General features: G+C 36.0%; 12 protein-coding genes and 1 pseudogene. 4 read left to right on the forward strand and 9 right to left on the reverse strand.

What is annotated here, in order from left to right:
• Window positions 1-85 precede the first annotated feature (85 nt).
• The 4 genes from lsrB to MHH59_RS14925 are packed head-to-tail and all read right to left on the reverse strand — an operon-like array spanning window position 86 to window position 4,579.
• Window positions 86-1,129 carry an autoinducer 2 ABC transporter substrate-binding protein LsrB gene (gene lsrB, locus MHH59_RS14910; protein ID WP_340851632.1) on the reverse strand — a complete coding sequence of 348 codons (1,044 nt, stop codon included), beginning with the start codon at window positions 1,127-1,129 and terminating at the stop codon, window positions 86-88.
• Window positions 1,126-2,124, reverse strand: a complete 999-nt coding sequence (locus MHH59_RS14915) for an ABC transporter permease (protein WP_002168149.1) — start codon at window positions 2,122-2,124, stop codon at window positions 1,126-1,128. Before MHH59_RS14915 ends, lsrB begins: the two co-directional genes overlap by 4 nt.
• Entirely contained in the window at window positions 2,121-3,089 is a 969-nt protein-coding gene (locus MHH59_RS14920; protein ID WP_016127172.1) for an ABC transporter permease subunit, read from the reverse strand. The genes MHH59_RS14915 and MHH59_RS14920 overlap by 4 nt, the downstream gene beginning before the upstream one ends.
• A complete protein-coding gene (locus tag MHH59_RS14925) occupies window positions 3,086-4,579 on the reverse strand; it encodes a sugar ABC transporter ATP-binding protein (RefSeq protein WP_002168147.1) in 1,494 nt (497 codons plus the stop codon). Before MHH59_RS14925 ends, MHH59_RS14920 begins: the two co-directional genes overlap by 4 nt.
• Window positions 4,580-4,776: 197 nt before the next feature.
• Here MHH59_RS14925 and MHH59_RS14930 point away from each other — a divergent pair, with 197 nt between their 5' ends.
• The 4 genes from MHH59_RS14930 to lsrF are packed head-to-tail and all read left to right on the forward strand — an operon-like array spanning window position 4,777 to window position 8,448.
• Entirely contained in the window at window positions 4,777-5,724 is a 948-nt protein-coding gene (locus MHH59_RS14930; RefSeq protein WP_340851635.1) for a sugar-binding transcriptional regulator, read from the forward strand.
• Window positions 5,709-7,271, forward strand: a complete 1,563-nt coding sequence (gene lsrK / locus MHH59_RS14935) for an autoinducer-2 kinase (RefSeq protein ID WP_340851636.1) — start codon at window positions 5,709-5,711, stop codon at window positions 7,269-7,271. Before MHH59_RS14930 ends, lsrK begins: the two co-directional genes overlap by 16 nt.
• A gap of 25 nt (window positions 7,272-7,296) precedes the next feature.
• Window positions 7,297-7,659, forward strand: a complete 363-nt coding sequence (locus tag MHH59_RS14940) for a cupin domain-containing protein (protein ID WP_000909986.1) — start codon at window positions 7,297-7,299, stop codon at window positions 7,657-7,659.
• Window positions 7,660-7,665: 6 nt separating this feature from the next.
• Complete coding sequence (gene lsrF, locus MHH59_RS14945) at window positions 7,666-8,448, forward strand: 3-hydroxy-5-phosphonooxypentane-2,4-dione thiolase (RefSeq protein ID WP_002032842.1); 783 nt, start codon at window positions 7,666-7,668, stop codon at window positions 8,446-8,448.
• Window positions 8,449-8,614: 166 nt separating this feature from the next.
• Here the strand turns inward: lsrF and MHH59_RS14950 are convergent, their stop codons facing one another.
• The 5 genes and pseudogenes from MHH59_RS14950 to MHH59_RS14970 form a co-directional block, all read right to left on the reverse strand.
• Window positions 8,615-9,397, reverse strand: a complete 783-nt coding sequence (locus tag MHH59_RS14950) for a class I SAM-dependent methyltransferase (protein ID WP_002127899.1) — start codon at window positions 9,395-9,397, stop codon at window positions 8,615-8,617.
• Window positions 9,398-9,751: 354 nt separating this feature from the next.
• The gene (locus MHH59_RS14955) at window positions 9,752-10,171 is read right to left on the reverse strand and encodes a VOC family protein (protein WP_002127901.1); all 420 of its coding nucleotides are present in this window, start codon (window positions 10,169-10,171) and stop codon (window positions 9,752-9,754) included.
• Between the two features lie 218 nt (window positions 10,172-10,389).
• Window positions 10,390-11,094, reverse strand: a pseudogene (locus tag MHH59_RS14960) (nucleotidyltransferase domain-containing protein).
• 85 nt (window positions 11,095-11,179) lie between these two features.
• Window positions 11,180-11,767, reverse strand: coding sequence for a hypothetical protein (locus tag MHH59_RS14965; protein WP_340851637.1), 588 nt, complete (start codon window positions 11,765-11,767; stop codon window positions 11,180-11,182).
• A gap of 106 nt (window positions 11,768-11,873) precedes the next feature.
• Window positions 11,874-12,200: an antibiotic biosynthesis monooxygenase family protein gene (locus MHH59_RS14970; RefSeq protein WP_340851639.1), complete on the reverse strand. Its 327-nt coding sequence runs from the start codon at window positions 12,198-12,200 to the stop codon at window positions 11,874-11,876.
• Window positions 12,201-12,285 lie beyond the last annotated feature (85 nt).

The following is a 12,285-nucleotide window of genomic DNA, read 5'->3' on the forward strand; positions in this document are numbered from 1 at the left end:
TTTTATTATGTCTGACGAAGAAATATAGTGACTAAAATTATATCAGCGATTCGACAAGAAATGAAAAATCTCCGTTAACTCTCAACTAGAAATTATATTTATCAATATTATCCTTCATAAATACAACTCGTTCAGGAAGTACGATAATACCGTTTCCTTCTGCCTCATAGTCATACCCTTGAATAGAGTTTGGTTCTACTTTCACTTTGCCGATTCCTTTTACTTCGAAGCTATCCCCTACTTTTAATTTTTTCCCTTTTACAACAATTTCATTTGCGACATACGTTGCGAGTGCACCTTGTTGTTTTACATCCCATAATCCAAATTGTTGTACCGTTCCTCGTTTTACATAATCACGCATAACGTTCGGTGTCGAAAAACCAGTTACGACTACTTTTTTATCCATTTTCAAATCTTCAGCTGCTTGCGCCATCGCTGGAAGTGCTGTTGCATCTGGACATATTACTGCGTTAATATCTGGATACGTTTTTAAAATACTCTCTCCTACTGATAAAGATTTTTGCGCATTATTTTCACCATATTGCGTCGTTACAATTTCCCAATTCGGATATTTCTCTTTAATAATCTCTTTTGCCTTCGTTACCCATTGATTTTGATCTGTTACAGTCGGGCTTGAATAAAAGAATGCTACTTTTCCTTTATCTCCAATTTGCTTCGAAGTCATTTCAATTAATAAGTTTGCAAGTTGGTCTGGTGTACCTTGGCTAATATAAAACGAACGGTCTTTCGGATTCACATCAGAATCCCACGTTAATACTGTCATTCCTTTTTTCTTTGCACGTTGTAATGATTGCGAGAGACCATCAACTGACGTAGATGAAACCATAATCGCATCATAGTTTTGGTTAATAAAATTGTTTATATATTTTACTTGCCCGGATACACTTGCCTCAGACGGTCCATCGTACTTCACTTGTACACCTAACTTATCTCCCATCTCTTTTGCACCTTCACCGCCTGATGTGAAGAAGCCAACTCCCGTTAATTTCGGAATGAACGCAAATTTTACATCATCTACTTTTTTCTTATCCGCTGTTTGGCTAGAACAAGCAATTAAACCGATTAAACAAATACACATAATCATAACAATCCCCAATTTTCTCTTCATGACATTTCCCCCTTATGCAAATCCCTTCTTTTCCCCGTGGTGAATCGTTGTAATTTGAAATGTCTCATAATAACAGAAATAATAAGGATAATACCTATTACTACATTTGATTGTTCATTCGTTAAGCCCGTCATTTGCAAACCGTACTGCATGAGTCCTATAAAAATACTTGCTAGTACCGTCCCAATAACACTCCCTTTTCCGCCCGTAATGAGTGTGCCGCCTAATACAACTGCCGTAATAACTGGCAAAATCGTTTCACTTCCAATATCAGCACGAGCAGAACCAAAATAAGCTGTTAAGAAAGCTCCTCCTAATCCACCTCCTACCCCAGAAAGTACGTAAGCAATAATCACCACTTTCTTCGTTCGAATACCGGAATATTTCGCCGTACTTTCATTTACGCCAGTTAATTTTGCGTAGCGACCATATGTTGTACGGTGAAACAATATCGTAAATACTATCGTTAAAATGACAAGGAGCCATAATAGATTAGGTATACCGATAAAACTACCATTTGCCAGTTGCACATACGAATCTGGTAAACCACTTATTCCTTCATAGCCCGCTGCACCCGAACCACCTGAAATAACAAGGGCGATTCCCGCATATAAAAACATCGTTCCAAGTGTAACAACAAGAGGTTCTACATCTGTCATTTTTATAATAAGTCCATTTAATCCGCCCGCTATACAACTTACTACGAGCGCAATGATAACAGCCAACAGTATAGGCATGCCATTCATCCAAAGTACTCCGATAAGAATCGAAGTAAGCCCCATAATAGATCCTACTGAAACATCAATTCCACCAGTTACAATGACAAATGTCATCGGAATAGCCGCGATTGAAATAATGAGGAAATCGTTCATACTAAAAAGGAGGTTACTAATGTTTAAGAAATCACTATTTATGAAACTAAAGAGAATGAATTCTACGAGAAGCAATATGAGAAGAACCCCTTCCCATCTATACAAGCTACGTATTCCTTTCATAGATTCACCCTCCTTTCTTCTAATTGCCGGAGTTTCTTCCATTTTTTTAAGACACTATCTAATACGATGATGAGTAGAAGTAAAAATCCTGAAATAGCACTATTCCAAAATGCAGGTATTTTTAAAAAGACGAGTGAACTGCTTATCACTTCTAAGAAGAATGCACCTAATGCCGCTCCAAATATAGAGCCTGTTCCTCCTTTTAAATGAATACCACCTAAAACAGCAGCGGCGATAACTTGCAATTCTATTCCTGTACCTGTTTGATTTGGAACGAATCCAATATTCATTACGAATATACATCCAGCGAGCCCAGCGCTTATGCCTGATATGATAAACGCGTATATTTTCACTTTATCTACATGTATTCCAATAAGCCTTGCACCATCTTCATTATCACCGACCGCATAAAAATATCTTCCAATTTGAACTTTCATTAAAAAGAAATATAGTAGTAGTAATATGATAAGAACGGTCCATACCGTTATCGGAAGGCCTAACATCATAATAGAAGCAATTTGTTTATACTCATTCGGAATATCTTCAATCCACTTTCCGCCCGTAAATATTAACATTGCACCTCTAATAATACCGAGCATTCCTAATGTCATAATGATAGCTGGCACTCGAAATTTCGTAACGCCAATTCCGTTTACCATACCAATAAGAGCACCAAATATAATTGCCGCAAATATCGAAATAAAGGCACTGTATCCATCTGTTAACAACATCCCGCAAACCGCAGCGCTTAATCCCATAATAGACCCTACTGATACATCTATATTTTTCGTAAACAATACGAAAGATTGACCAATTGCCAAAACAACTAAAATAACGCTTGATTTCATAATTAAAGATAAAGAGCTAAACTGCACAAAACTCGGATTCATTACTCCAACGAAGGCTATGTAAAAAAGTAATAAAATAATAATAGACGTCTCATGCATTTTAAATAAACGTTTCACTCCGTTACACCTCTCTTTCCTCCGTACGCAAGGCGTGTAACTTCATCAATACAAATTTCCTTCTTCTCTAAATGAGAGACGAATTCTCCGTTTCTCATCACATATACCCGATTCGCTAATTGAACAATTTCTTCTACATCTGAAGAGATTAATATGATCGCAAGTCCCTCTCTCTTCAAACTTTGTATCGTTTCGTATACTTCTAGTCTTGCTTTCGCATCAATACCGCGGGTCGGTTCATCAAGAATAATCACTTTCGGATTACATGCAAGATATTTTGCTAGCACGACCTTCTGTTGGTTCCCACCTGATAAAGACGTCATTTTCTCATTCATATGAGGGACAACAATTCGAAACTGTTTTATATACAACTCTGATAAAGCGCTTTCTTTTTTGTTGTTTAAAAAGAAGCTACTCATACTGTTTAAAGATGCAGATGTTATATTTTCCTTAACAGACGCAATTGAAAATATACCATTCCCTGCCCGGTCCTCCGGTACATACACCATACCTTCCTTTATTCGCTTATGTACCGAATACTTCGTAATGGATGTTCCCTCTAATAAAACGGAACCTGATTTCAAAGGCATTAATCCAAATATTGATTCAGCTAATTCAGTCCTACCTGATCCGACAATACCTGAAATCCCGACAATTTCTCCAGCGTGTACAGTTAATGATACATTTTGAAAAGCATAACTAGACGCATTCATGACATCTAATACTTTTTCCGAATGCTCTATTTCTTCTTGCGCGATTTCTTTCTTCTCCTCAAGTTTATAATCTTTCGGTAATAACCCCTCCATTAGCATGTCATATGTATAGCTTGATACATCCCCTTGACTTACAATCATACCGTCACGCAAAATTGCTACTTTATTTGCAATTTCAAAGATTTCTGGAAAACGATGCGTAATGTATATCATGCCAATTCCTTTTTCTCTTAAGCTTTTTATCAACACAAAAAGACTCTTAATTTCGTGAGTTGTTAATGTCGATGTTGGCTCATCTAAAATAAGAATCTCAGCTTCCCTTATTAATCCCCTCAATATTTCTACTAATTGTTGCTGGGCAATGGATAACGATAACCCTAGCTTATGAAGTTGAATGTTCCAACCTAAGCCCTCTAGCAACTTATTAATTTTATTTCGAAGTTCTTTCTTTTTCGCTTTCATTCCGATACAAATGTTCTCTTCAATTGTCATATGCGGAAAGATGAGTGGCTCTTGTGGTATTAAATATATGCTATGTTGATGTGCTTCTGCTGTGTTTGAAAACTGTTGTACTTTCCCTTTCACATACATCTTGCCAGCATCGTATGAATACAAGCCCGTTAATATTTTCATTAACGTTGATTTCCCAGCACCATTCCCTCCGACTAAAGCGTATACATCTCCAGGCTCTAATTGTAAATTCACTTCTTTTAATACGAGTTGATCTGCAAATGATTTACTCATCTTTGTAACTTGTAATAAGGGCACGTTCTCCACATGTTGTCACCTGCCTTTATGCAGAACATTTTTTGAGAAAATGATTTTTTGTTCTACTTGTTTTGTAGCATTGTATATTTCTTTTTTCATATCTAGAACACTTTTTTCACTGGACTATTTATCGCTTCAACTGGAATAAACAAAATAACGAACACATATGTTTAAGCAGTGGTCAATTGTTGAAAGGGATGAAGAGCATGTCACAGCTGAACTTTGAAGACAATTTGTTAACAAAAGTAGCTTGGTACTATTATAAAGATCAATTAACCCAGCAAGAAATTGCTTCACTTCTTCACATTTCAAGAAATAAAGTCGTTCGGTTGTTAGATAAAGCACGGACGGAAGGTGTCGTCACATTTCACGTAAAAGGTACTGGTTTGCACTGTTTAAGCATCGAACGTGATCTTATGAAAAAATTCCATCTAAAAGATGCTTTCGTTATTCCAACGCCAACTGAGGATTATGCATTTTCACTCGGAAAAGCTGCCGCACAATATTTAGAAACTCAATTGCAACAAGGTGATTTACTTGGGATTGGCTGGGGAGAGACGATAAGTAAAATGCTAGAAAACATTCATTTTGATAGCTCTATGAGTCTTTCAATCGTTACTCTTACAGGAGGCGTAAATCACTATATTCCAAGAAATCAAAGCTATTTAAACTACATGCAAGGCGATCTTCATATTATTCCTACCCCTTTTCTAACATCTACAAACGAAATGACACAAATTATTCTATCTGAACCGAGCGTGAAAGATATGCTTCACGTCGCTTCACTCGCTCATACAGCAGTAGTTGGCATTGGCAGCTTATCTCAAGACGCCACAATTGTGAAAGAAGAAAAATTAACACTACGTGAAATGACTTATATACGTAGTCAAAACGGGGTTGGAGATATTTTAGGGCAATTTTATAATACTGACGGAAAACAATTAGAACTTCCCCATCATAACCGTCTTATCGGCACACCACTCTCTGTTCTTCAAAATATGAAACATGTCGTTGGTGTAGCTGGCGGTACGGAAAAGATAGCTGCAATTTACGGCGCCTTAAAAGGAAAGTTCATTCATACATTAATTACCGATGAAGAAACTGCCCTCTCCTTATTAAGAAAGGAAGGTGACTCTCAATGTCTACTCTATTAGCTTACGACGCTGGTACAGGGAGCATTCGAGCAGTTCTTTTTGATTTAAACGGTAATCAACTTGCTGTTAGTCAAAAAGAATGGATTCATAAATCAGATAGTCGTTACCCTGGTTCTATGAATTTTGATGTAACTGAAAACTGGCAGCTCGTTCAACAATGTACGAAAGAGGTTCTTCAAAAAAGTAATACGTCCTCCTCTTCTATTAAAGGTATTAGTGCAACGAGTATGCGTGAAGGCTTTGTTTTATACGATAAAAACGGGCAGGAAATATGGGCTTGTGCAAATGTTGATGGCCGCGCGTCAGCGGAAGTTAGTGAACTAAAACAAATTCGTTCCGAAATTGAAAAGGATTTATATAAAAAATCCGGTCAAACTTTTTCATTAGGTGCTTTACCTCGCTTACTTTGGATTAAAAAACATGAACCAGACGTGTACAGGAGCATTCATTCTTTCACGATGTTAAACGATTGGATTTTATATAAATTGTGCGGCGTACTACAAATTGATCCTTCAAACGGATGTACGTCCGGTATATTCGATTTACAAAATAGAGCTTGGGATAACTGGGTTGCTGAGCAATGCGGTCTTACTCTAGCCTTTTCTCCAAAAGTAAATGAAGCTGGTACAGTTATCGGGAATATCACAAAACGAAGTGCTGAGTTAACAGGATTACATGAAGGAACACCGGTCGTTGCTGGCGGCGGAGATGCACAAATGGCATCGCTTGGAACTGGAGTTGTAAAGCCTGAACAAACATTTATATGCGGAGGCAGTTTTTGGCAACAAGAAGTAAATATAACAAAACCAGAAACTGATCCAAATGCGGCGATTCGTGTTAATTGCCACGTCATTCCTAACCTATGGCAATACGAAACAATTGCTTTCTTCCCTGGCCTTGTTATGAGGTGGTTTCGAGATGCCTTTTGCCATGAAGAAAAACGGCTCGCTGAAAAACTCGGTGTAGATGCTTATGAATTACTAGAAGAACAAGCGAAAGAAGTTCCTGTAGGCTCACATGGCATAATCCCCTCTTTTTCAAATGTAATGAATTATATTTCTTGGCGACATGCTGCACCATCCTTTTTAAATTTGAGCTTAGATGCTGATAAATGTGGGAAGAAAGAAATGTTCCGGGCAATAGAAGAAAATGCCGCCTTCGTTACATTCGGCAACTTGAAATTAATAGAGGCTCTCACAGGTAACTTTCCTTCTGAAGTGATTTTTGCTGGTGGCGCTGCTAAAGGAAAACTTTGGCCGCAAATTCTTTCAGACGTTCTTGGAATCCCAGTGAAAGTACCAGTTGTAAAAGAAGCGGCAGCTTTAGGAACTGCAATTGCTGCTGGGATTGGTGCTGGCATATATTCATCTATGGCAGCGACTGCCGAACAGTTTGTACAGTGGGAAAAAACATTTGAGCCAGTCACTGAAAATCATGAACTATATAAGGAATTCTATGAAACATGGAAAACTGTGTATAACAGTCAGCTCGCTTTAGCCGATAAAGGGCTTACCTCACATATGTGGATTGCACCCGGTGCTCTGTAACACATTACATAAAGGAGTGAAATGTATGTTAAAAGCGAATGAAAATGATTTCTCCTATCGCTTCGGTGATAACGGGCCTAAATATTTAATACAAGGTCCAAATATCGATCTTGGCCTAGTCGTGATTCAGCCTGGGCAAGAGTTTCAAAATCACTATCATACAACGTGCGAAGAGGTCTTCTATGCGTTAGAAGGCGAAATAGATTTCTATGTGAATAACGAGAGAGTTCCGATCAAACAAGGGGATGTCTTGCAAGTTCGACCTCATGAATCCCATTATCTTATTAACCATTCTGATAAGCCTTTTAAAGCTGTTTTTATAAAGTCACCACATTTACCAAATAAAGATACTGTACAAACTGAAAATCCAACATTAACGAAGGAGTGATTCCTAATGACTTGGGGATTTAAAAATCGATTAAACACAATTTTACCTGACGGCAGAGCGGTTATGTTAGCGATAGATCACGGCTACTTTTTAGGGCCAATTCACGGACTTGAACAACCGTTAGAAACAGTTAAAAACTTGCTTCCATATACTGATTCCCTCTTTTTAACACGAGGCGTATTAAGTTCCTGTATTCCTGAAAACTGCAACACACCGATGGTTATGCGTGTATCAGGCGGGGCAACTGTAGTAGGCAAAGATTTAGCGAATGAAACAATTGTTACACCTGTGAAAGAAGCAGTAAAACAAAACGCAATTGGCGTCGGCGTTTCTGTCTTTGTTGGATCAGACTATGAAACACAAACTGTTTCAAATCTCGCAAACGTAGTCTCTGAAGCTCACGATTACGGCCTGCCAGTACTCGGTATTACCGCCGTTGCGAAAGAACTACAAAAACGTGAAGCTCGCTTTCTAGCACTCGCCTCCCGCGTATGTGTTGAAATGGGAGCTGATATTATTAAAACGTACTACTGCGAAGGATTCGAAAAAATCACAAGCACATGCCCTGCTCCAGTCGTAATCGCGGGCGGACCGAAACTAGATTCAATCGAAGACGCATTAAACATTACGTACAATGCGCTGCAAGAAGGCGCAATCGGAGTAGACATGGGCCGAAACATATGGCAATCCGAACATCCAACTGCGATGATTCAAGCGATTCATGGCATTGTAAAAAATAGATTGAATGTGAAAGAGGCGCTGGAACTATATAATGATGTGAAAAATTAATGTGAAAAGATGGACTATTTATTATAACGGGTTCAGTTAAGAGGAGTAAAACTTGTTTTGACACTCAAACTACACAAGGAAAAGGATGGCACTTGCCATCCTTTTTGACATACATTGAACTTTTACTGTTTTCAAGTTTCCTTCTTCGACTAACGAGCCAAAAATTTTAATCAACCTTTAACTTTATAGCTTTTGTAGCAATAAAAGTTTTAATATGCTTATCTAATATCCTTGTTCCACCAAAATCATCCTCGTAAAAACCCGTTATAACAAAACCAGCTTCAACTTGACCTTGGATTTGATCTTCTAGAGTATGTGCGTATTCTATTGTTTGATTTAAATTAATATAATCTTGAACTTCATCCTCTGGTAAATAATCCAATGTTGATGAAGGTATTGAATGTTTAACATCCAAAATACCTTTTTGTTCTTGGTTGTCATCAAAAATCCATAGTAAAGGATTTGTAAATCCAGAAATAAGAATACCTTTATTCTTTAAAACCCTTGAAATCTCATTCCATACAAGATGAACATCTTTTACAAACAAATTAGAAACAGGATTTACGACAATATCAAAATATTCATCTTCAAAATCACTAAGATCTGACATATCTCCTTGTACTGTTTTTAAAGTTAATCCATCCCGTTCCGCTACCATTTCATCTTGTTCCAATTGCTTCTTAGATATATCAGTAACTGTTACATCTGCTCCAGCAGCAGCCAGTACTGGTGCTTGTTGCCCTCCACCTGATGCTAAACAAAGTATCTTTAATCCCTCTAATGACTTTGGAAACCAATCTCTAGGAACTGATTTTTCTGTGGTGACTGTGATTTCCCATTCACCTGATTTACTTTTTTCAATAACCTCACTACTTACAGGTTGAGTGTATCTAGAACCTTCTTCAACCTTCTTATCCCATGCATTACTGTTTTGTTGTGTAGTATCCATTATAATCATTCCTCCTAACTATCTAGTTGCATTTTAATTGTGACATTATTAACTATTTACACCCTTTTTCTATTAACCTGCCGATAGTTAATAAATGGTTTTCTATATTTATTTTAACACATAAACATCCCATTTTTCGCAATATTTCAATTAATTGATTACATTGCTAAAAATGGGAATTGTTTCAGTTATACTAAAATATGAAAACAAAAATAAAGGAACTGTCTCATAAGTCGGATTTCTGACTAAAAGACGCTTCTTTTTCACTTTAGTGTTCCATTAAAAAAGAGGATTAAAATGGTATCAAGCCCCTTTCCAAACTGGATAAGGGGCTACATATACACCTTCAAACAATTACTCTTGATGAGTGTCATTGGATTTTGAAACTTTCTTACCATCTCTATAATCAATACAAGACACTTCGATTAATAAGCCATTAAATACTGTAAAATAAAAACCATAACTACTACCTCTCATCGTATAAGGTTCCTTGCCTATTTCAATGCCACCAGCTACTAAACGATTATATGATTGATCAACTTCACTTGAAGTTTCCACTAAAAAACCAATATGAAAAGCTTCAGGATACATAACTTCCTTATTCCCCTTAAATGCTTTTGGATCACTTAGCACAAGTATAAATCCACTCTCATCACTCATTACTACAAGTGCCTTTCCCTTTTGCTCCAAAAATTGAAAATCAAAAAATGTTTCAAAGAAATGTCTAGCTTCTGATAAATCATCAACACATAGATTTAAATGATTCAACTTCATTCACTCATCTCCTTTTAAGCAGAGGGTATATATACTCATATTAATAACACTTACATATGTAAGGAAAGATATTCAAGTGTTCCGTATAAGACTATTTTTTAATAGTCTTATGTTTTTTCCTATAGCTTAGAACGTTTTTCGAAATGAATGCAATCATATGAACAATTCGACATGGAGTATCGATTTACCTATATAAATTGACAAGTGTTATAGCCATATTATTTATTCTCCAAATTAAGTAAAACCCACTCAATCAAGAAAATTGCTGAAGAGATGCGCTCTGTCGTATCACCTAAAAACAATTTATTTATAAAACCTGCAAAATTCGTTGGTACTTTAGATAATGTTTCAATATATTTCAAAACAGATCCAGCTGGCGGTACTGGCTTGTTATTAATAGCCCATATTCCCTCTAACAATGTCCAAGTTGATGTTTGAACTATATATGATGCTTTTAACTCATCTTTTGCCTTTCAGAGCAGTCTTAATTTTAATTAGCGAACTATGTAACCAATGAGAAACGCCTTTTACTTTATCACTAGAAACACGGTAGTTTTCAAATTCATTTTAGCTATTTCCTTTAACTTTTTCAACTCACCGCTTTTATCAAATAAAAATTTCCCTTCTAAAAATGAGTATAGTTCCATCGGATTGTTTTTAAAGTTTACTTGTATTAGATTAAAATCTGCACTCTTATATTCAACTAAAATATCTTCTCTCGTTTCAGAATAAAATCGCTTCTTTTGTCCGTCTTCTAAAAGAATATATAAGTCTAAATCCGAATCAGGATATGCATCACCTCTTGCGACAGAACCAATAAGCATACATCCAGTTACCTTATCTATAGATAAGATTTCAGCTACTATTGTTTTCACTAATTTTTTATGTCGTTCATGTTTAATAGATATTTGTGTTTCTAACATTTGTAACCTCCAAACACATTCTTATAGATTTATTCGTTACCTAAATATATTTTACTTCTCTTAATACCTTTAATCTTCTACATACTTATTCAACAATTGTCAGTTCATATACGATTGCGTCTTTACTGCTTTTTGTTTTATCTTGAATCGTTACAATATCTCCACCTTTTATTTTCGAAGCATTCACCACTTTTACCATCTCTGGTGGAACACTCCCTCCATTGTTCTCTTTATTTAGTGGTAACCACTTTACTGACTTATTAGTTGCTTCTAAAATTTTATATTTAATTGAACCATCATACTTTATTTCACCTACAAGATCTTTTACTAATGTAGGTGTATATTTACCCTCTTCTTTTTCCAAAGAGATATGATCACCTATATCTAAGCTACCGTTTCTTTTAGGCGCCTTCCATTTTATTGGGTTTAAATTACTTAAACTTACTTTCACGCTCTCTTCTTTATTTGAGCTAGCATCTTTTAGAAATATTTCATTATAATTCTTATCAATAACGATATACTCTTTCTGCTCTACTATTTTTGCACTGCTTTCACGTTTTTCTTCCTCATTCTTAGATACATCTTCTTTCACATTATTATCACTACATACTGATAATAATTTCGTTGCTAAAGCTGCCATTAGTAATATTTTTTTCACTTCGTTTACCTCCATTTATAACTAAACAAATAAATATATATAACATCCATATTTTACCATAAATCAAAAAAGAGGATATTTGTTTATTAATAAACAAATATCCTCTACCTCTAATTATATTTTACGACTGTTGATAAGCCGATTTCGATGATTTCACATAATAAACACCGTGTTCAACGTTAATGATATGATCTGGTTTTGGTTTACCACGGCCCGCTCTATGTCCAGCTAAATGCTCTTCACTTGTTTCCCAGTTTTTCCATGCTTGTTCTGATTCCCAGCGAATCATAACTACTACTTCTTCATCTCCGCGTCTCACTTTTTTAACGAGAACACTTAAATCGATAAACCCTTCAAATTTTTCAATAATGCCTTCTCTTGTAAAACGCTCTACAACTATATCTGATGTACCTTCTTTTACTGTAAATGTTTTAGTTTCGATAAACATATATCCCACTCCCTCTTTGTAATACGAATACTAGTATTCTTCTATTATAGTTGATTATGATAATTATTTTCAATTATAAAGTTTT

Source organism: Bacillus sp. FSL E2-0195 (genome assembly GCF_038003645.1).
Taxonomy (GTDB): Bacteria; Bacillota; Bacilli; order Bacillales; family Bacillaceae_G; genus Bacillus_A; species Bacillus_A mycoides.